19 protein-coding genes and 2 pseudogenes are annotated in these 19184 nt (G+C 58.4%); 16 read left to right on the top strand and 5 right to left on the bottom strand.

Annotated elements, in window-relative coordinates; translation table 11 throughout:
* Positions 1-132: 132 nt before the first annotated feature.
* The 9 genes and pseudogenes from BPRO_RS16680 to BPRO_RS28645 all read left to right on the top strand — a co-directional run.
* A complete protein-coding gene (locus BPRO_RS16680) occupies positions 133-1311 on the top strand; it encodes a branched-chain amino acid ABC transporter substrate-binding protein (protein WP_011484241.1) in 1179 nt (392 codons plus the stop codon).
* A gap of 70 nt (positions 1312-1381) precedes the next feature.
* Positions 1382-2311 (top strand): branched-chain amino acid ABC transporter permease, encoded by a 930-nt coding sequence (locus tag BPRO_RS16675; RefSeq protein ID WP_011484240.1) that lies wholly within the window; start codon positions 1382-1384, stop codon positions 2309-2311.
* Positions 2312-2333: 22 nt separating this feature from the next.
* On the top strand, positions 2334-3482 hold the full coding sequence (locus BPRO_RS16670) for a branched-chain amino acid ABC transporter permease (protein WP_198140939.1): 1149 nt from the start codon (positions 2334-2336) through the stop codon (positions 3480-3482).
* Positions 3482-4264 carry an ABC transporter ATP-binding protein gene (locus tag BPRO_RS16665; RefSeq protein ID WP_011484238.1) on the top strand — a complete coding sequence of 261 codons (783 nt, stop codon included), beginning with the start codon at positions 3482-3484 and terminating at the stop codon, positions 4262-4264. The genes BPRO_RS16670 and BPRO_RS16665 overlap by 1 nt, the downstream gene beginning before the upstream one ends.
* Positions 4261-4968 (top strand): ABC transporter ATP-binding protein, encoded by a 708-nt coding sequence (locus BPRO_RS16660; RefSeq protein WP_011484237.1) that lies wholly within the window; start codon positions 4261-4263, stop codon positions 4966-4968. Before BPRO_RS16665 ends, BPRO_RS16660 begins: the two co-directional genes overlap by 4 nt.
* Positions 4969-4977: 9 nt before the next feature.
* Positions 4978-6264 (top strand): amidase, encoded by a 1287-nt coding sequence (locus BPRO_RS16655; RefSeq protein ID WP_011484236.1) that lies wholly within the window; start codon positions 4978-4980, stop codon positions 6262-6264.
* A gap of 2 nt (positions 6265-6266) precedes the next feature.
* Positions 6267-7577: a M20 family metallo-hydrolase gene (locus BPRO_RS16650; RefSeq protein ID WP_011484235.1), complete on the top strand. Its 1311-nt coding sequence runs from the start codon at positions 6267-6269 to the stop codon at positions 7575-7577.
* A gap of 15 nt (positions 7578-7592) precedes the next feature.
* Positions 7593-8198 carry a helix-turn-helix domain-containing protein gene (locus tag BPRO_RS16645; RefSeq protein ID WP_011484234.1) on the top strand — a complete coding sequence of 202 codons (606 nt, stop codon included), beginning with the start codon at positions 7593-7595 and terminating at the stop codon, positions 8196-8198.
* A 6-nt stretch (positions 8199-8204) separates the two neighbouring features.
* Positions 8205-8348 (top strand): annotated as a pseudogene (locus tag BPRO_RS28645) (transposase); the annotation flags it as partial.
* 225 nt (positions 8349-8573) lie between these two features.
* On the opposite strand, the gene BPRO_RS16635 reads toward BPRO_RS28645, so the two are convergent.
* Both BPRO_RS16635 and BPRO_RS16630 read right to left on the bottom strand, forming a co-directional pair.
* Positions 8574-9326 carry a GntR family transcriptional regulator gene (locus BPRO_RS16635; protein ID WP_011484232.1) on the bottom strand — a complete coding sequence of 251 codons (753 nt, stop codon included), beginning with the start codon at positions 9324-9326 and terminating at the stop codon, positions 8574-8576.
* Between the two features lie 30 nt (positions 9327-9356).
* On the bottom strand, positions 9357-10613 hold the full coding sequence (locus tag BPRO_RS16630) for an iron-containing alcohol dehydrogenase (RefSeq protein WP_011484231.1): 1257 nt from the start codon (positions 10611-10613) through the stop codon (positions 9357-9359).
* Between the two features lie 115 nt (positions 10614-10728).
* Between BPRO_RS16630 and BPRO_RS16625 the strand changes: the two genes are divergently transcribed.
* Together BPRO_RS16625 and BPRO_RS16620 are read left to right on the top strand one after the other, a co-directional pair.
* A complete protein-coding gene (locus BPRO_RS16625) occupies positions 10729-11538 on the top strand; it encodes a hypothetical protein (protein ID WP_041388894.1) in 810 nt (269 codons plus the stop codon).
* 103 nt (positions 11539-11641) lie between these two features.
* Entirely contained in the window at positions 11642-12661 is a 1020-nt protein-coding gene (locus tag BPRO_RS16620; RefSeq protein ID WP_011484229.1) for an alpha/beta fold hydrolase, read from the top strand.
* Positions 12662-12783: 122 nt separating this feature from the next.
* Here the strand turns inward: BPRO_RS16620 and BPRO_RS16615 are convergent, their stop codons facing one another.
* Positions 12784-13131 (bottom strand): antibiotic biosynthesis monooxygenase family protein, encoded by a 348-nt coding sequence (locus BPRO_RS16615; protein ID WP_011484228.1) that lies wholly within the window; start codon positions 13129-13131, stop codon positions 12784-12786.
* Positions 13132-13461: 330 nt separating this feature from the next.
* On the opposite strand from BPRO_RS16615, the gene BPRO_RS16610 reads away from it, so the two are divergent.
* Genes BPRO_RS16610 through BPRO_RS16590 form a run of 5 tightly spaced genes read left to right on the top strand, consistent with a single transcriptional unit; the run spans position 13462 to position 18125 of the window.
* Positions 13462-14745, top strand: coding sequence for an ABC transporter substrate-binding protein (locus BPRO_RS16610; RefSeq protein ID WP_232291419.1), 1284 nt, complete (start codon positions 13462-13464; stop codon positions 14743-14745).
* Positions 14715-15638: a branched-chain amino acid ABC transporter permease gene (locus tag BPRO_RS16605; protein ID WP_232291418.1), complete on the top strand. Its 924-nt coding sequence runs from the start codon at positions 14715-14717 to the stop codon at positions 15636-15638. Before BPRO_RS16610 ends, BPRO_RS16605 begins: the two co-directional genes overlap by 31 nt.
* Positions 15638-16642 (top strand): branched-chain amino acid ABC transporter permease, encoded by a 1005-nt coding sequence (locus BPRO_RS16600; RefSeq protein ID WP_011484225.1) that lies wholly within the window; start codon positions 15638-15640, stop codon positions 16640-16642. Before BPRO_RS16605 ends, BPRO_RS16600 begins: the two co-directional genes overlap by 1 nt.
* Positions 16624-17412: an ABC transporter ATP-binding protein gene (locus tag BPRO_RS16595; protein ID WP_232291417.1), complete on the top strand. Its 789-nt coding sequence runs from the start codon at positions 16624-16626 to the stop codon at positions 17410-17412. Before BPRO_RS16600 ends, BPRO_RS16595 begins: the two co-directional genes overlap by 19 nt.
* Positions 17412-18125, top strand: a complete 714-nt coding sequence (locus BPRO_RS16590) for an ABC transporter ATP-binding protein (RefSeq protein ID WP_011484223.1) — start codon at positions 17412-17414, stop codon at positions 18123-18125. The genes BPRO_RS16595 and BPRO_RS16590 overlap by 1 nt, the downstream gene beginning before the upstream one ends.
* Positions 18126-18235: 110 nt before the next feature.
* Here the strand turns inward: BPRO_RS16590 and BPRO_RS30155 are convergent.
* Together BPRO_RS30155 and BPRO_RS16580 are read right to left on the bottom strand one after the other, a co-directional pair.
* Positions 18236-18484, bottom strand: a pseudogene (locus BPRO_RS30155) (LysR substrate-binding domain-containing protein); the annotation flags it as partial.
* A gap of 35 nt (positions 18485-18519) precedes the next feature.
* Entirely contained in the window at positions 18520-18930 is a 411-nt protein-coding gene (locus BPRO_RS16580; RefSeq protein ID WP_041388892.1) for a hypothetical protein, read from the bottom strand.
* Positions 18931-19184 lie beyond the last annotated feature (254 nt).

The following is a 19184-nucleotide window of genomic DNA, read 5'->3' as shown; positions in this document are numbered from 1 at the left end:
GTGAGTGTGGGCAATGTCTGGCATAAAGCATGCTTGCGAGTATTCAAGTGACTTGAATTCTATTCAATAGACTGGCAACCAGAATCATGTCACTTAATTCAAGTTCATCAATTCACCCGAAAGGAAGCGACTATGCGTAGGCGGAACACGATATTGGCAGGAACGGCGTTGTTGACGACATGTCTGAGTCTGGCTCTCCTGGCCAGTCCAGTCATGGCTAAAGAAGTGGTGAAAATCGCCTTTGTCGGTCCGTTGACCGGTGGGGTCTCCAATATGGGTCTGGGGGGGCGCAATTCAGCAGACTTGGCAGTGCGCCTGCGCAATCAGGACCCCAAATCCAAATACACCTATGAATTGGTGGCGCAGGACGACGAGTGCAAGCCCAATGTGGGTGTGCAGGTGGCGACCAAGGTGGCCGCAGACAAAAATATCGTGGCGGGCGTCACACACTATTGCTCGGCAGTCGCCATGGCCACGGCGGGCGTGTACAACCGTTTTGGCATGCCGGCTGTGGTGTGGGGTGCGGTTCTGCCCGAGGTCACCTACGGCAACAACTTCCAGGAAGTTCATCGTGTCAACGGCACGATGATCAATCAGAACGAGGTCGCCTACAAGTTCATGGCCGGACTGGGCTACAAAAAATGGGCCATTATTCATGACACAACGGACTACGGCAAAGGACACAACAAATACTTCAGCGAATTCCTGAAAAAAGGTGGCGGTACGGTCCTGGGCACCTTCGGTGTGACGGCGGACCAACAGGATTTCACCACCGAACTGACCAAGATTCGTGAGTTGAATCCCGACGTCATTTACTTCGGCGGACTGACGCCGCTCGGGGTACGGATTCGGACGCAGATGGAGAAGCTGGGCATCAAGGCTCAATTCCAGGGTACCTCCGGGATAAAGTCCGATGCCTATATTCAGGGTGCTGGCAAGGAGCTGGCTGAAGGCACGCTTTCGTTTATCGAAGGGGCGCCATGGGAGAAGCTGCCAGGCGGGCTTTTCTTCATCAGCAAATACGCGCAGCAAAAATACGGTGAATCGGCAGAGGCTTATGGTCCCTTTGCATTTGCCGCAGCCAATCTGATCATGGATGCCGTCGAGAAGGTCGGGCCGGATCGCAAAAAAGTGCGTGACGTTCTGAACAGGACCAAGGATGCGGACACCATTGTTGGCAAGGTGACCTTTGACGATCATCGCCAGAACATCGTGCCGCTCATCACCAAGTACGTGGTGGAAAACGGTGCATGGGTGGTTTGGGAAGACAGCAGCTACGGCAAGGGCAAGCACAAGCTGGCCGGTTTGTAATCCCCAAGATGCCCTCCTGCACGCCATCGGCGACGCGGGAGGGTAACCCTCAATCGTTTCAGGAAACCTGATGAGTGAAGTTAGTCAATACATCTTCAATGGCCTGATGCTGGGCGTGATTTACGCCATGGTCGCCGTTGGCTTTACCCTGTTTTTCGGGGTTCTGGACGTTATCAAGTTCTCGCACGGTGATACCTTGATGGTGGGGGCCTTCGCCGGGCTCACGGTGTCCATCGTGATGATGAACATCGGGCTGGCTTCTCCGGCGCTACAGTTGCTCGCGGTGGTTGTTTTTGCTGTCGCCGTCACTGGTTTGCTGGGGGCGGGAATTGCCAAGTTCCTGATCCTGCCGCTGCGTCATGCGCCACCGCTCAACACGCTGCTGGCGACGCTTATGCTCGGCACCGTGATGCGCGAGGCGGTTCGTCTGTTCTATCCTGACGGCTCCAACCCAAAACCGTTTCCCGCATTGCTGCCTACCTCCATGGTGGAACTGGGTGGGCTTTCGTTGCGAATTGACAACCTCATTTTGCTGGCCAGCGGCCTGCTCGCCATTGCCGGGGTACACCTTCTCATCACGCGCACCAAACTCGGCATGGCGATTCGTGCTGTGGCGCAAGACGGAGAGACAGCGCGGTTGATGGGCATCAACTTCGAGGCGGTTGTGCTGATTACATTTGCACTGGGGTCTGGCCTGGCTGCGCTCGCCGGTGTGATGAATGGCCTGTACTACAACGAAGTCAACTTCAATGTCGGTTTGCTGCTGGGGGTGATCGGGTTTGCCGCCGCCATTCTGGGTGGGCTGGGCAATATCTATGGCGCCATCATTGGGGGATTTCTTTTCGCTGCTTTGCAGGTGATTGGCAGCGCCATGTTGCCCACACTGATTCCCGACATTCCAAGCTCTTACAAGGATGTTTTTGCCTTCGCCGCCGTCATCATTTTTATGGCCTGGAAACCGACTGGTCTGATCGCCGAAAAGTCGAGCGAGCGAGTTTAGTACCATGAAACAACAAGAATCCATGACTCCCGCGAGATCTGCCTTGATGCTCAGCGTCGCGGCGCTTGTCCTGACCGTATATGTGTGGTTTTTCCTGCATGCAGAGAGTCAAATCGGCATTGCCATTTTGCTGGTTGCCGCAATCGTGGCTGTAATTTTGAGTCGCCGATTCGGTGTGACGCTGCTGGTCGAGCAGTCGGCCGCGCGGCGCCCGGGCCTGTCCCGATGGTTGGCCGTTGGCTGCGGTGTGGCCTTGATAGCGGCTTTCCACAGCTCACACTTCGTGTTGTTGATGCTGTGCGGCGTGTTGCTGTACTCCACGGCCTGTCTCGGTTTGACGGTGCAATTCGGATACTCGGGCGTGGCCAACTTTGCCGGGGCCGCATTTTTTGGCATTGGCAGTTACGCCACGGCCGTGCTCGCATCCCACACGGCCATTCCCCACGCCCTCGTCATCCTGATCTCTGGCCTGAGTGCCGCCGTCATCGGTTCGCTGCTGATTCTGCCGGTGTTGCGAACGCGCGGCCACTATGCGGCGCTGGTCACCATCGCGTTCGGTATCCTGTTCAAGACCTTCATCGAGGTCAACGATGTGCTGGGTGGGCCGCAAGGCTTGCAGGTGCCTGGAATGAAGTTGTTCGGCTTGTCGTTGAACGAGGGCTTCAGCCTGTTCGGCCTGGAGATCTCTTTCTATGTCACCTACGCATTGCTCAGTCTTGCCATGTTCGCGGGGGTCTATGCCCTGGTCAACGCACTGGAGCGGTCCTGGGTCGGCCTGAGCATGGACGTGGTGCGAACCGATGAAACAGCGGCATCCACCTTCGGCCTGCACATCGTTCGCTGGAAGGTCATCGCCTTCACCATGGGCAACTTTTTCGCGGGTATCGCCGGCGCTCTTTACGGGATGATCATTGCATTTGTCGCGCCCAACAACTTCACTTTTGGCGACTCGCTGCTGATGCTCTCGATTGTCATTTTGGGTGGCCTGGGCAATATTGCCGGCTTGATTCCGGCCGCGATTATTGTGCTGATTCTTCCTGAAAAACTTCAAGTCATTCAGGAATACCGTTTCCTCTTGTATGCGGCGCTGGTGATTGTGATTTTGCTGTTTAGGTCGCAGGGGCTGCTGCCGCGCAAGACACGGATTTTCTTCGCCAGGAAGGGTTCATGATGGCCGGCCAGTCCCTGATCTCGGTTGACAGGCTGACCATGCGTTTTGGTGGCCTGACGGCGCTCGATGAACTGTCCATGACTGTGCATGAGGGAGAAATACTTGGCCTGCTGGGTCCGAACGGCTCTGGCAAGACGACTTTCTTCAATGTGTTGACCGGGCTGTACAAAGCCAGCAGCGGCAGCATTTCCCTTGGCGGTGAAAACATTCTTGGCAAGACGCCGCAGCAGATTTACCGCAGTGGCGTCGCCCGTACCTTCCAGCGCTCCCGTCTTTCGCTGTCCCTCACGGTTTTCGACAACATTGTCATTGGCGATTATCAGCACATGCAGCACGGTCTGATCTTCAATCTGTTGCGGCGCAAGGCGTTTCGGGCCGAGTACGAGGCTTACGTCGAGAAAGTGAAGTCCTTGCTGGAGATATTCAGCCCCCCGCTGGTCGGGCGGCTGTTCGAGCCGGTCGAAAGCTTCACGATGATAGACCGCCGACGCATCGAGGTTTGTCGCGCGCTGCTGAGTCGGCCGCGCTTGTTGCTTCTGGACGAACCATCCGCGGGCATGACACATGATGAAACAGACGAGTTGATGCAGGATATCTTGCAGGTACGAGGAAAGCTGGACAAGCTCTCTGTCGTCCTGATTGAGCATGAAATGAACGTGATCGAAAGAATCACTGACCGCTGCGTCGTCCTGAACTACGGCAAGAAGATCGCCGAAGGAAGCTATGTCGAGATCACAGCCGATCCACATGTGCAGACCGCTTATCTCGGAGAAGCCGCATGAGCAAACTCAGTGTCAAGAATCTTACTACCGGCTTTGACAAGGTCAATGTCCTGCATGATGTGTCGATCGAGGTGGAGCCGGGCAAGATCACCTGCATTTTGGGCTCAAACGGGGCAGGAAAGAGTACGCTGATCCGTTCGATTCTCGGTCTGACGCCTCCGCGTCAGGGTGAAATCTGGTGGGATGGGCGCAACCTTGCCGGGGAGAAAACGCACAAAATCATCGCCAGCGGCATCGCCTGCATTCCGGAAGGCCGCAAAGTCTTTCCGCGCATGACGGTCGGGGAAAACCTGGCACTTGGCGCTTTTCTGGAGTCATCCCCTACTCGGATTGGGGAGCGACTGGCGCGGGTTTACGAGATATTCCCCCGTCTGAAGGAGCGGTCGGCGCAGCTTGCCGGGACCATGTCGGGCGGCGAGCAGGCCATGGTGTCGATCGGTCGCGGCCTGATGGCTGAACCCAAGCTGCTGCTGATTGATGAGCCTTCGCTTGGTTTGTCGCCTTTGTATGTGAAAGAAAACTTCAAGGTGATCAAGCAGATCAATGATCTCGGGGTCACGGTTCTGCTGGTGGAGCAGAACGCCCGTCAGACGCTGGCGATCGCGCACTACGGATATGTTCTTTCGCAGGGCAAGGTCGTCGCCTCCGGTTCGGCACAAGCGCTGTCCGAGAACGACGAAGTGCGTTCCGCATATTTCGGCTGAGTCAGTGATATGCATAACATTCTGACGCTGTCTGCGCGGGACCTCGCCGCCAGGGTTTCGCGCGGGGAATTGACGGCTGAAGCCGTGACGCGGGCCTACATCGAACAGATCCAGTCTTGCGAACTTTCGGTCAAGGCATGGCAGTTCTTTGACGCCGACATGGCGCTGCAAAGCGCGCGTGCACTGGACCGCCACAGCCACAGCAGCAACGCACTGCTGCGAGGCGTCCCCGTCGGGGTGAAAGACCTGATGGATACGGTCGACATGCCAACCTCCTATGGTTCGCCTATTTATGCGGGGCACCGTCCGAAGTTCGATGCCGCATGCGTGGCCGCCTGCCGGGATGCCGGGATGGTGGTGTTGGGCAAAACTGTTACCACCGAGTTTGCAACCTTTCAGCCTGGAGTGACATGCAATCCCCGCGCGCCAGCAGATGCGCCGCGCACGCCGGGCGGATCTTCCAGCGGGTCCGCCGCGGCGGTGGCTGCGAACATGGTGCCACTGGCACTCGGAACCCAGACGGCTGGCTCCATCGTGCGGCCGGCGGCCTACTGTGGCGTGATTGGCTACAAGCCCACCCACGGGACATTGCCGCTGGCCGGCGTCAAGCCGCTCGCGCCCAGTCTCGACACGATAGGCGCGTTCGCACGCTCGGTGGATGATGCCGCATTTTTTGTTGGCGCGTTGACCCGTGTCAAACTGGACCCGCAGCGGCAATCTGCCCTTCGCGTGGGCATTTGCCGTACCGCCCATTGGGATCTGGCCTCGGACGCTACACGCCGCGTGCTTGAGCATTCCGCACGCCAGTTCGAAAAGGCTGGAGCACATGTTCATGACCTTGTTTTGCCGGCTTCGTGCGATGCCTTGACGCAGGCGCAAATTCAGATAATGGCTTATGAAGCCGCGGCTGCGTTTGCGCCGGAGCGTCAGCGGCACGCGGCACAGTTCAGCCCGGCCTTTGCGCAACTCCTGGCGTTGGGACAGTCGCTGCACGGGGCCGACTTCGCCGCTGCGCAGTTGCTGGCTATTGCTGCGCGACGGGCGCTGGACACCGTGTTCGAGTCGGTGGATGTGCTGCTGGCTCCCAGCGCCGAAGGCGAGGCGCCTGCAGGCTTGGGCGCCACGGGTAATCCCATCTTCAACCGTCTCTGGACGCTGCTGGGGAATCCCTGTGTGCATGTGCCGGCCGGGACGGGGGAGCACGGTATGCCCGTAGGCGTCACGGTCATAGGCCCGCGATGGGCTGATGCGCTGACATTGAGCGCAGCGCATACGCTGGAGCTCAGTCTGAGCTGAACATGGATAAAGAATTGAATGTGACTAAACCAGAAAAACGAGACCAGACGACGGCCTGCGAACGTGCGCAGGACCATGTGCAACATGATCGCCTGCTGTCGGTCATTGCCGAGCTTGCGGCCTTTGGCGGACGGGCGGACGGAGGTGTTTCTCGCGAGACCCTGACCGACATCGATCTCCAGGCGCGCCGCTATTTGATCGATCTGGCCCGTTCGCGCGGGTGCTCGGTAACGATCGATGACTGCGCCAATCTTTTTTTTCGTCGTCCGGGAACATCCGATTTGCCGCCGGTTCTGACCGGAAGCCATGCCGATACCCAGCCCGTCGGTGGCAAGCTGGACGGGGCCTATGGCGTGCTTGCAGGCCTGGAGGTGATAGCTGCGTTGAACGATGCGGGCATCGAGACCCTGCGGCCTGTCGAGGTCGTTGCGTGGACCAACGAAGAGGGGTGCCGCTTCGGTCCGGGTGCCATGGGCTCCAGCGCCTTTGTCGCCCCGAGTTGTCTGCCCACCTATCGAAAATCTGTCGATGCCCGGGGTGTGAGTTTTGGGGACGCGTTGGACCTGGCCTTGCAGGCTGTACCGGATGTTCCCCGTCGGGCAATGGCCGAACCAATGTCTGCTTGCGTAGAGCTGCATATCGAGCAAGGCCCTGTGCTGGAGCGTGCCCTTGTTCCGCTGGGCGTCGTCACAGGCATCCAGAGCGTACGCTGGTATCGCATCCAGGTGACTGGCACTGCCGGCCATGCGGGCACCATGCCCATGGGCGAGCGCGCCGATGCCATGGCCGCTGCCGTCGGGCTGGCGCAGCAGCTGTATGCCTATCAGGCGATGGAGGCTGGGGACAAATTGCGGCTGACGCTGGGCCGATGGCAGGTGAGTCCGAATTCCATCAACACGATTCCCGGTGCTGTGGAGTTCACCGTCGATGTTCGCTGTGTCGATGAGCAGGTGTTGGGTCAGTTCGAAGCGGCTTTGAAACAGATCACCCAAGCCTATTCCTGGGCAGGGCAGATTGAATTCGAGTCCCTTTTTTCGCGCCCCCCGACGCATTTCCCTGCAGCGATGCTGGAGCTGATTGAGCAGGCCTGCACGCGCGCTTGCAGCAACGCTTCGCTCGCTGCGCCCTTGCGGATGACGTCCGGCGCCTTTCATGACGCCATGTATCTCGCGGAGCATTGCCCGACAGCGATGATTTTTGTTCCGAGCAAGGGGGGGATCAGTCACAATGCTGCGGAGGAAACCGCGCCTCATGAGCTGTTTCTGGGTGTTCAGGCGCTGGCTTATGCTGTGACGTCGCTGGCCAATGCCTGACCCTCGGGAAAACAGATGGAGATGCTCGTGAAATCAAATATCGTTGCTGCGCCGACCCCGGAAGACGCTGCCGTCAAACCACCCTCCATGCTGGGTGTCCGGTTGAGGCATGCCCGCCTGGTTGCCGGTCTGACCATGACGCAGGTGGCTCAGAAGTCGCAATGTTCAGAAAGCCTGATCTCAAAAATTGAAAGCGGACAGGCCTCTCCTTCACTGGCCATGCTGCATCGAATTGCGGTCACGCTGGACACAAACATTGCTGCTTTGACGACGGAAGAAGCGCCCAGGGAGGGTCCCATCCGGCTCAGTGGCGAGCGCCCCGTGATCAAGGCCGGGGAAATTTCCCTCGAGCGCATCACGCTTCCCAAGCGGGGTGGCCTGTTGCAGGCCAATATTCACATCGTTCCGCCAGGCGAAGCGAGCGATGGCTTGATAGAGCATGTAGGGGAAGAAGTTGGCTTTGTTCTGGAGGGCAGCCTTGAGCTGGTACTGGGGAGTGAGCGTCACCTGATCCAGGCTGGGGACGCGTTTTATTTTTCCAGTCAGACGCCTCATGGGTATCGCAATGTCGGCAAGGTCGCTGCAAGAATCTTTTGGGTGAATACGCCAGCGACTTTCTAACCTGGCGCCTGCACCGCAACGATCCGCATCAAGCTGCTCAAGATCGGCGCAGCCATCGTGCGCAATACCCGCCGTGTGCGGGTGCTGCTGGCTTCACAACACCCGCTCAAGCACGTCTTCATCACCGCAGCACAGGCCTTGGCCCCATAAATCTCATCCAGTGCTGTCCCCGGCACGCTGACAAACAACGGGGGTAAGGGGGCCCTGCGCCCGAAATTCGCCTGGACCTCATCCAGTACGTCGCAATCCCATCCAAACAGACTCAAGAACCTCAACCAGCCGCAACAACCGCACGATCAGCACACTGGTGAAATATCCGGGCTAGGCGACGGAGGGTTGGTTGATGCCTCTTCGCGACGCGAGGACATTCGGTGGTTAAAAATCGGTACTAACGGTCGCGCGGGTGAATTGATGGATCGTATCCAGCAGCTTGTCGCAAGCCTGTGCAGCAGCTTCCTCGTCTCCGATGGCGATCGCATGAGCCAGGGCGGCATGCAAACGCGCCGTAAGTGGAAGGTCCGCGGCCTGACGATAATGAAGAAACCAGAAGCGCCTGGAGAGTGAATTCATCAGGCTCATTGCACTGGTGGTGAACTCATTGCGGGCCGCCACGAGACAGAGTTCATTAAACGCCCTGTCGATGCGCATGAACTTTTCCGCATCCCCGGTTTTTGCGCACTCCTTGAAGGCCGCGGCAAGCCGGCCAAGCTCGGCTCTTTCTTCAGCGGATGCCCTGCGAGCTGCATTTCGACACATGAGCCGCTCCAGCTCTCGCCTGACCTCCAGAAGCCGCAACTGCGCTTTCACGTCTATGTCCGAGATCGCGATGCCGCGGCGCGGCACGACACGGACCAGCCGCTGAGCCGCCAGCCGTTGCAGGGCCTCCCGGATGGGGGTTCGCCCAATACCCAGCAATTCAGACAATTCAGCTTCGGTCACGAGCTTTCCGGGTGCCAGCTTGAGGGTGACAATCATCTCTTCAAGCTGGCTGTAGGCCTGCTCCGTGAGACTCAGATCATTTCCGCCAGCGGGCGCCCTGTCGGAACGGGAGCGGGGTGTTGGCCGAATTTTTTTGCTTGTTGCCAAAATACCTCCTGTCGATATGACTAGTATCTCATCTCCATACACACTCCATACGCACTCCATACACCTGAGCTATCAGGCATCGGGAAGCGTGCCCTGAAAGGCGGCATGAACAATCTCCAGGTACCGCCGCTCTGCCTGTCCACCGGGAAAGGCTTTGGTGAGGCGGGTGACGGCAATTCCCGCCGCCGCAACGCGACCCAGGTCTGGAGCGGTGACTCCGAGCTCGGCGAGCGTGGTTGCAATGCCGACTGACCTGATCAGCTCTCTTACATGGTGGGCGCCCGCCGCCGCTCCTTTCAGCGAACTGTGCGGCTCGTGATGGACGTTTGCCATCCGGGCGATTTCGCACAGGTCCTCCATCCGATCAGCGGCAAGTTCCGCCATTACATATGGCAGCATGACCGCGTTGGTGGTGCCATGCGACTCATGCGTGAGCGCGGCTACGCCATACGCCAATGCGTGGACAGCGTGAAGTCCTGCATTCCCATAGGACATGCCTGCGTACAAGCTTGCGAGCGCCATGCCGGTGCGCGCCTGAATGTCGTCCGGGCACCGGTAAGCTCTTTGCAGGTGGGCGAAGCACAAGCGAATGGCTTCCCGCGCAAAGATGCGGGTGAGGGCATTGCGGCCTGAATAACCCGGGTCAGCCTGTCCTTCGCGGTTGAAATCGCTGGCGTCCATCGTGATGAACGATTCAATGGCATGGGTCAGCGCATCCACACCTGCATCAGCGGTCACGCGGGGCGGGCATGACAGCGTGAGTTCGGGATCGATAACAGCGATGCGAGCCCGCAACTCGTTATCCATCACCGCAACCTTGGTCTGCCCATCTCCCGAAACAAGAATCGCGCCCGGGGTGATTTCAGAAGCCGTGCCAGCCGTGGTTGGCATCGCGATGAGCGGCAGCGGCTTCGTATCCAGCCTCGGCTTTCCGACGTAATGTGCCGCGGCGTGATGGCTGGTCAACGTAAGCGTCATTACCTTGGCGAGATCAATGTTGCTTCCCCCTCCAACGGCAATCACGCAGTCAACTGCTCCCTGCTCCCGCAAGTGCGCACTGGCCCGATCGCATAGTTCCAGGGAAGGATCGGGCAGGCCGCCGTCAAACATGACCGAACTGATGCCAACCCTTTTCAACCCATCAACCAGTTCCGAGGCGGCGCGACCTGGCGCGGAGAAGAACCGGTCGGTGACGATCGCTGCACGCTGGTAGCCCAATTGCGCAAGGAGTGGCGGCAGTTCGGTACGCACGCCGGCGCCAAACATGATTCGGGTGGGGGAGCAAAAAAAGATGGGATTGATATCGGGCTGAGCGGGGTTCGCAGGCATTTCAGTCTCCATTGACAAAAAAGATATGTGAGTGATATATTACCAGTCCATCAGGCATTCGACCAGCAGCTTTCACTTGTTAGGAGATTCTGTGAACACCATCAAACAACGTCAGATGAGCGACAGGCAGCGTCAGTTCAGACTGCAATACCGGGCGGGCATTGAGCCGTGGTATCACGGTTTTGTTCACGTCCTGTTCATGTACGCGGTAGGGGTGTCGGCCCTGTGGTACTGCGCCAGTCAGCTTCGTTCACCTACCTGGGAGTGGCTTCTGATCATTCCCGTGGCCCTCGGGGGCAACATGGTGGAATGGGCCATGCACCGTTATGTGATGCATCGGCGAATCGATGTGTTCGCGTTGCGGGCAATCTACGAGCGGCACACCCGCGAGCATCACCAGTATTTCACCGACGCGGACTACGAGATCGATTCGGCCCTGTCACACCAGGAATTTCGCATCGTGTTCTTTCCATGGCGCGTGCTTTCGGTCCTTGCGGTAGCCGGAACAATCCTCGGCTGGATCACGGCAAGGCTATGGAATGCGGATGCGGGCTACATCGTATTCATGACGATGATTGGTCACTACATGGTCTACGAGACGTTTCACTATTGCTGCCACGTTCCAGAGAACCGTTGGGTTGCCGGCATCCCCTTGATCAATACGATCCGTCGGCACCACAAGGCACACCACAATCAGGGAATCATGATGCATCGCAACATGAATTTGACCGTCCCATTCGCTGACTGGTTGATGAAATCGAGTGACCTTGATCGCGGGCTGCTCGGGCATCTCTTTAATGGCTACAGCGAGAAGCATGTCAGGGCGGAGTTGAAACCCATCATCGAACGCTTCCGGCGCGATGACTCGCGCGTGACGCTTGACGGACCACAGCTGACTCCTGACGAACAGCGCTTGGTCGCATAAGCCTCGCAGGATCTGGCCTGTCGCCGTAGCCGCTATCCAACTCATCCCGGGTGCTTGACGGCATGTGTGCTCGAGAAATTGGCTTCAGGGGCGGGTAAGCTAAATGGAACAACAAGCCCGCCATCTCATAGATACTTTCGCGCTTCAATGCGGCACTACCGTGCGCGCGTTGCGCCTTGAATACGCCATGCACGGCCAGCTCAATCATGAGCGAACCAATGCCATTTTGTTTCCCACCTGGTTTGGCGCAACCCACAAGGCAAACTCATGGATCATCGGGCCTGGACGCGCACTGGATACCGAAAAGTACTGCGTGATTGTGGTGAATGCGCTGGGAAACGGCCGTTCCTCAAGTCCCTCCAATCATCCTGATCTTCTGCACGGCGGCCGGCCGGTTCCGGTCAGTCTCCATGACAATGTCGTGGCCCAGGCTGACCTGGTACGGGCACTGGGCATCGAGAAACTTTTTGCCGTTATCGGGCGCTCCATGGGCGCGCAACAGGCATTTCAATGGGGGTGCCTCTACCCCGACAGGACAGGCAGGATTTTTGCGTTCTGCGGTACGCCGGCCACGTCGACTCATAACCGTGTTTTGCTGGAGGGCATGGCAACGATCCTGGAGGCGGCAGCCAACTCCGAAGACTCGGCAAAAGATGCACTCCGCAATGCTGGCCGGGTCTACGCGGCATGGGTACTGTCTCATGAGTTTTTCAACGATGGCAGCTGGAAAGGGGAAAGACCGATGGACTGGGTCTCCAGGATGATCCTGCCCGCCTTCCTGGAGTTTCATCGTCACGATATCCTGAGCTTGATAAGAACATGGCAATTCGCGGATATCTCGGCGAACGCGCGATTCGGCGGTAATCTGAAAAATGCACTGGAGGCCATCACCGTTCCGGTTTTCCTGATGCCCATAAGCCATGACCTCATCTTTCCACCCCAGGATTTCGAGGAATGCGCCAGGCATCTCCCGAACTCCAGGACCACGGTCTTGTATTCGATTTGGGGACACCGTGCTGGTGCTCCGAACTCCGATGCGGCGGATATCGCGGAGCTCGAGACGGCGATTCGTGGGTTTTTGCTTCATCCCGCTGGCGATGCTTGCCTGGCGCCAGGTCGCTAATTCGGCAGTCGGACCGAAATCACATAGGGCGCATGTTCACGTTGCCGGCCACTACGGGTGGCGGCCCCGTTGTGCCGGAAAGGCCCTCCGACGGGCCTCGGCCTGGGTTTCACGACGTTGCGTTATTGGCCGTGCGCGCGGCGGGAATCGATGGGTGCCTCGTCGCGTTCAGCCAAACCGTAGTCGCGGGTAACTTCGGCGACCCGTAGACGGTAATTCCTGAACATACTGCCGCGGCCTGCGCGTTGGGCTGCCCGGTGTGCCTCGAGCGTGCGCCAGGCCGTGAGGGATTCGTCATCGCGCCAGAACTGCAGGGATAGCAGCTTGTCCGGCTCGGTCAGGCTCTGAAAGCGCTCGATGGAGATAAAGCCATCCATCTTCAGCAGCTCGCTCTTGAGTTCAGCAGCCCAGTCGAGATAGGCGGCGCGATGTGCCGGGTGCGGCCAGACTTCGAAAATAACAGAGACCATGTTTTGACTTCCTTTCAGTTTCAATGATTGGATTACTGGAGAGAGGCTCGCCGCCAGCTTCAAGGGGTTTGCCGGCAAGGCGGTATCTCGTCACGGCGGTCTATTGGCTTGCGTCCTGCTCCACCTGGACAAATGCGGCCACCGATGCGAAATGCGAAATGCGGGTCGCATGGGCACGTCGGGATCAGAACGCAGGCGGATTTGTTCTGACCCCACAGAACCTTCTACCTGCTTAACAGACTCTGGCTTGATGAACCTCAATATAGGGTATGCACTAATGCGTTATGATATATCAGGCGGATATTATAAGTCGATCAACAGGAGATTAACGTGGAGATCGACATGCACACTCATACCCGCAGACATACCTTGAAAGCTATCGGCGCAGGTGCGCTTGCCGGATTCGGCATTGCACCAGCCTTTGCCCAGAACCGCCCCCTGAAGATCGGCGTGATTGCGCCGCGGGGCGGCGTTGCGGGCACGGTTGGTGAATGCGGGCTCCGAGGACTGCAATGGACTGCCGAGAAGCTCAACGCCGGCAACGGAATCGGCGGGCGCAAGATCGAGTTGGTCATTGAAGAGGAGACGAGCCCTAAAGACTCGATCGAACGCTTCCGCAAACTGGTGCTGCAGGACAAGGTGGATTGTGTTCAGGGCGTCGTATCCACCGGTGTCAGCCTGGCCCTGGCCCCGGCAGCTGAAGACAGCCGCATGATCACTATCTTCTGGGACGGAACTACCCAGGACGGTGTCAAGGAAACCATGCCCAATCCGCGCTACGTGTTCCGCAGCAACGACAACGAGTGCGAGGCTGTGATGGCATCGCTTCTGGCCATCAAATATTTCAAGGGGCAGTTCAAGACGATCGCGGGTATCAACCCCGATTACTCGTACGGCCGTAACAACTGGGCCGCATTTCAGGCGCTCCTCAAGAAGTTCGGCATTGAACACACCGTCGTGTCCGAGCAATGGTCCAAGGTTGGAAATCTTGATCTGACCTCCAACGTTGCGGTCCTGAAAGCGGCCAAGCCGGACCTGATTTTCTCATCCTTGCTGTTTGCTGATCTGCCCGTCTTCATGAAGCAGGCACATGCCGCCGGGCTGACGTCGAACACCAAATTCGTCCTGCCCGCCGCCGGATGGCAGCACACCGGTCTCAAAAAGGACTCCATGCCCGAGGGTGTGATTTTCGGGCACAACACGCTCTATTTCGATCACCCGCAGGCGAGCCCCGTTCAGCGCGAATTCGTTGACTGGTACGTGAACAGATTCAAGGACTATCCTCACTGGGAGGCCGACCGCGCGTATTTCTCGCTCATGGTCTACAAAGCGGGCGTCGAGAAGGCACTCGCCGCCAAGTCGGGGAGCTGGCCCTCAATGACGGATATTGCCGCGTCCATGGCTGGCGTCGAAGTGCAATCGCTAGGCGGACGCGGGGGCATGCGAAGCGACCACATCGCCAACCAGACATACCACCAGGGCCTGTCCACCAACAACAACCGCTATGACTTCACCACGCTCGCCCGGGTGGACAGCATGTACTCCGACCAGATCCAGAAGCCCGCAGGCGCGGACTTCTGGGAGTGGCTGAAGACTTCGAGCTTCAAGGTTTAGGCGGATATTCGATGAGTGGCTACGCCAATATTCTGTTGGCCGGCGTGTTTCATGCCGCCGTGCTTTTTCTGGTTGCCTCCGGTCTGCAGCTCATCTTTGGCGTGCAGCGCATCGTCAACCTGGCCTGCGGCTCGATCTACGCCCTCGGCGCCTACGCTGGAATAGCGGCTACGCACTGGGCTCTTTCCATCGGCTTGCCGCCGCCCTGGTTCCCGCTCGCGCTGCTGGGGGCGGGCCTTGCCGTCGGTCTGGTAGGCATCCCGTTGGAAAGGCTGCTGCGCACCATTTATGGTCGGCAGGAGTCGTTCCAGCTGCTTCTTACTTTCGCCTTGGTCCTGATGATCCAGGACACCCTCCGGTTTTTCTGGGGGGCGAACCCGCAGCAGCTGGGAAACCTTTCCATGTTGTACGGCACCCTCGCCATCGGGGAGGTTTCCATGCCGCTGTACAACGCCTGCGTTATAGGCGCTGCAATTGGCCTGGCAGCAGCGATGGCATTTTTCCTCGGGCACACCCGGTGGGGCAAGATTGTTCGGGCAACTGCGGAAAACCGTGACGCCAGTGCCGCGATGGGCGTCAACGTGCAATTGGTCTACCTGGTTGTCTTCACGCTGGGCACCATGCTCGGTACTGTCGGCGGCGCCCTTGTGGCACCGACAGCAGCGGCGTCACTGGAAATGGGTGTCGAACTCGTGGTAGAGGCTTTTGCCGTCGTCGTAATCGGTGGTCTCGGAAGCATGAAAGGTGCGGCGGTGGGTGCGCTAATCGCAGGTCTCGTGCGGGCGGCAGCGGTGACGGTGTATCCAGAGGCGGAAATACTTGCCATCTACGCAATCGTACTTGTCGTGCTGGTCTGGAAGCCCGCAGGCCTCTTCGGAAAGGTAGCCACCTGATGCTTCAATCTCTCACTGCCTCCATTTGGGGCGCGCCAACCGCGTCTCCACGGCGCTGGACGAAGGTCATTTTTGCCGTGCTCGTGGCTGCTCTCTTCCTTGCTCCACAGGTTGCGGACAGCTATCACCTCACGCTGATGATCCCTTTCTTCGGATACTCCATCGTCCTTTTGGGATTCAACCTGCTGTTCGGCTACGGCGGTCAGCTTTCATTCGGGCATGCGATGTTTGTCGCAATTGGTGCCTATGGCGCGGCCGGCGCCGCTCGCTGGATGGGGGTGGCTTCCATGGAGTTGATGCTTCTTGTCAGCGTCTGTGCGTCGATCGTCATTGCGTTGCCGATCGCTCTGATTGCCAGCAGGTTTACCGGCATTTTCTTCGGCATGCTGACGCTGTCGTTCGGTATGCTGTTCCACTCTTTTCTGTTCAAGTTCTACGACATCACCGGTGGAGAAAGCGGCATGCGCGTGCCGCGACCGTCGCTCCTCGGCAAGGTATTCGAGGACCTGGACAAGACAGCCTTTCTGGTCGGGCCCTTCTACTACTACGTGCTCGTCATCTGTCTCGTGCTGGCGTGGCTGATGTGGCGGGTCGTTCATTCGCCATTCGGATTGCACCTGATGGCCTCGAGAGACAACCCGAGCAAGGCGGCCTACGTCGGGGTCAAGATTCGCGCAGTCCGGACGGTGGCCTTTGTGATATCGGCAGCCTACGGGGCGGTCGGGGGCGTGGTGCTCAGTGTCAGCACTGGCCTGGCCGATCCGGAACTAGCCTATTGGACTCATTCAGGGCATATCGTCTTCATGGCCGTGTTGGGTGGTTATCAGGAGTTCTTCGGGCCGGTTGTCGGAGCGTTCGGCTTCATCCTGATGCAGGACCTGTTGATGTCTGCCACCCAGTACTGGCGATTTTTCCTCGGCCTGACGTTCGCCATCCTGGTGATCGCGTTGCCAGGTGGGGTGCTGGGCGCCCTCCGGCGCCTTTCATGGAGATCAAAACGATGACCATCGGCACCGCACCCAGGCTGCTCGACGCGGTTGGTGTTTCCAAGCACTACGGTGATTTTGTCGCCCTCGAGGACGTCAGCCTGAAAGTGAGCAAAGGGGATTTCGTCTCCGTTGTGGGTCCCAATGGCGCGGGCAAGAGCACCCTGGTCAACGTTCTGACGGGGTTGTTCCGTCCCACCAACGGTTCAGTGACTTTTCGGGGGCAGGATATCGCGGGGATTGGGCCCGTCGAGTTGGGCAGAAGGGGGCTGGCGCGTGCCTTTCAGCTGGTCAGTGTCTTTCCCGACCTCACTGTCGGGGAGACCTTGTCCGTCGCCGCCTGCTCGCACCTGAATCTTCGCTGGCAGTGGTTCTCGGATGTGGGGAAAAACGCCGGCGTGACTGAGATCGTCAACCGCACGGCAAAGGCATTCGGGCTTGAGGCGGCCATCGACACGCCAGCGCGTTCGCTTCCGCACGGCCGTCGCAAGCTTCTCGACGTAGCGAGTGCGCTTGCGCTTCATCCCAAAGTGCTGCTACTTGATGAACCGACAGCCGGCGTTTCTACTGCCGACAAGGATGGCGTGATGCAGACCCTCCTGGCTGCTTCCGATCTGCTGGGTGTGGAAGCAACGTTGCTGGTCGAGCACGACATGGATCTGGTCGCAAGATATTCATCTCGAATTGTGGCGATGATGGCGGGCAGAAAGATTGCGGATCTGCCCACCGGGGAGTTTCTTCGTAATGAGGAAGTGCTGGGGATTGTCGTGGGCAAGGGAGTGCACTGATGCGATTGCTGGAAGTCAAAGGGTTAAGCGTTTCCATCTTCGGAAACAGCGTGCTGCGGGGCATCTCCGGGGCGGTGAACGCCGGTGAACTGGTGTGCCTTGTGGGACGCAACGGAGCGGGAAAAACGACGACGATGCGCTCGATCATGGGTTACCAGGCGATTCATGGCGGCGACGTTCTCTGGAAGGACAAATCCATCAAGGGACTGGATACCCACCGGATTGCAGCACTTGGTGTGGGCTACACCCCCGAGGGCAGCGATGTTTTTGGGGAGCTGTCGGTAGAGGACAACATTGCGCTACCGACCTGGACGCGTCGAACCGACACCTCGGAACAGGAGCGGATCCGGAAGGCTTATGAAGTCTTCCCCAAGCTGCTTCAGTATCTTCACCGAGGCGGACACCAGCTTTCAGGAGGAGAACGAAAGATGGTGTCCATCGCTCGCGCTCTGGCACTGGACCCGGAAATGCTGCTGCTGGATGAGGCATTCGAAGGCCTCTCGCCAGCCATTATTCCGGTCATCAGTGAGGGCCTGCAAAAAATCGTTGCACAGGGGCGCGGTGTACTGCTGGCCGAGTCAAATTTTTACCACCTTCCTTCGTTTGCGCAAAAAATCTATGTCATTGAGCGGGGCGAAATCATCTTCGAAGGCACACTGCAGCAGGTTCAGCGTGATGCTGCGGTGATGAAGGTTATCAAAGGCGTGGAATGAGTTGCGGCTGTTGCAGCACTGCAGTGGTGTCCAGCTGGTTGCCAACCAGGCCAACCAGGTCAGCTACGCCAGGCGCCACAGCAGACATCTTCTGATGGAGGCACTCATCTTCAAACGGTCTGGATGATCGATTTCCGTTCGAACGACTGACAAAGAAAATCCACGAAGACCCGTACTCGCCTGGCGAGTTGATGCCGTTGGGGATACACGGCGTAGATGTCGGCCGGCGGCGTCCTGTAGTTTTTCAACACCTGCTGCAGCCGCCCGCTTCTGAGGTATTTGGCTATGTCCCACTCGGCACGCATGAGGATGCCGTGCCCATCCAGAGCCCAGGTCACGGCGATGTCACCGTCATTGGTGCAATGGGTCAGGTGAATTTCACCCTGCGTAGCGCTCAGCCAGGCCAGCCCGCAGGTGTCGCGCGCGCCTTGGTGCACGGCCAGAAAATCGATTCGGCCTTGTCGTTCAGCAGCTCGGTATCGGTCAGCGTGCCAGGCGTTACCACGCGCACCACCTTGCGCTCGACCGGGCCCTTGGATGTCGCGACGTCACCGACCTGCTTGCAGATGGCGACGGACTCGCCGAGCTTGATCAGTTTGGCCAGGTAGCCTTCCAGCGAATGAAAGGGCACGCCGGCCATCACCACCGGCTCGCCGCCCGACTGGCCGCGCCGCGTCAGCGTGATGTCGAGCAGGCGCGCGGCTTTTTCGGCATCGGCGAAAAAGACTTCGTAAAAGTCACCCATGCGGTAGAAAACCAGCGTGTCGGGGTAACCGGCCTTGATGCCAAGGTACTGCTGCATCATGGGCGTGTGAGGCGACGTTATCCTATTCTCCCTTTGTAGGCTGGTTGTTTTTTCGCTTTTCGTCAACTTTTCACGACCTTGTCTATCAATCTCTATCTTCCTTTTACGCGTTGCAATTCAGCAAATTTGATTGGCAAAATTCCACCAATTTAGCGCCAAAACTGAAGACACGAGAACGGAAAAACTGTTTGTCGCGGAGTTGATATCCAGGATTGTCTGATCCACGGCTATCTGCCAAAGGCAATTATCTTGCA

Origin of the sequence: Polaromonas sp. JS666, from assembly GCF_000013865.1 — a bacterium.
Taxonomy (GTDB): Bacteria; Pseudomonadota; Gammaproteobacteria; order Burkholderiales; family Burkholderiaceae_C; genus Polaromonas.
This window is presented reverse-complemented; position numbering and strand designations above follow the sequence as displayed.

Bases quoted from the DNA above. Each gene is read 5' to 3' on its own strand.
- BPRO_RS16665 (WP_011484238.1), top strand. From the start codon at position 3,482: ATGGCCGGCCAGTCCCTGATCTCGGTTGACAGGCTGACCATGCGTTTT.
- BPRO_RS16595 (WP_232291417.1), top strand. From the start codon at position 16,624: ATGGAGATCAAAACGATGACCATCGGCACCGCACCCAGGCTGCTCGAC.
- BPRO_RS16590 (WP_011484223.1), top strand. From the start codon at position 17,412: ATGCGATTGCTGGAAGTCAAAGGGTTAAGCGTTTCCATCTTCGGAAAC.
- BPRO_RS16670 (WP_198140939.1), top strand. From the start codon at position 2,334: ATGACTCCCGCGAGATCTGCCTTGATGCTCAGCGTCGCGGCGCTTGTC.
- BPRO_RS16655 (WP_011484236.1), top strand. From the start codon at position 4,978: ATGCATAACATTCTGACGCTGTCTGCGCGGGACCTCGCCGCCAGGGTT.
- BPRO_RS16625 (WP_041388894.1), top strand. From the start codon at position 10,729: ATGAGCGACAGGCAGCGTCAGTTCAGACTGCAATACCGGGCGGGCATT.
- BPRO_RS16615 (WP_011484228.1), bottom strand. From the start codon at position 13,131: ATGGTCTCTGTTATTTTCGAAGTCTGGCCGCACCCGGCACATCGCGCC.
- BPRO_RS16600 (WP_011484225.1), top strand. From the start codon at position 15,638: ATGCTTCAATCTCTCACTGCCTCCATTTGGGGCGCGCCAACCGCGTCT.
- BPRO_RS16645 (WP_011484234.1), top strand. From the start codon at position 7,593: ATGGAGATGCTCGTGAAATCAAATATCGTTGCTGCGCCGACCCCGGAA.
- BPRO_RS16660 (WP_011484237.1), top strand. From the start codon at position 4,261: ATGAGCAAACTCAGTGTCAAGAATCTTACTACCGGCTTTGACAAGGTC.
- BPRO_RS16580 (WP_041388892.1), bottom strand. From the start codon at position 18,930: ATGATGCAGCAGTACCTTGGCATCAAGGCCGGTTACCCCGACACGCTG.
- BPRO_RS16650 (WP_011484235.1), top strand. From the start codon at position 6,267: ATGGATAAAGAATTGAATGTGACTAAACCAGAAAAACGAGACCAGACG.
- BPRO_RS16630 (WP_011484231.1), bottom strand. From the start codon at position 10,613: ATGCCTGCGAACCCCGCTCAGCCCGATATCAATCCCATCTTTTTTTGC.
- BPRO_RS16620 (WP_011484229.1), top strand. From the start codon at position 11,642: ATGGAACAACAAGCCCGCCATCTCATAGATACTTTCGCGCTTCAATGC.
- BPRO_RS16675 (WP_011484240.1), top strand. From the start codon at position 1,382: ATGAGTGAAGTTAGTCAATACATCTTCAATGGCCTGATGCTGGGCGTG.
- BPRO_RS16680 (WP_011484241.1), top strand. From the start codon at position 133: ATGCGTAGGCGGAACACGATATTGGCAGGAACGGCGTTGTTGACGACA.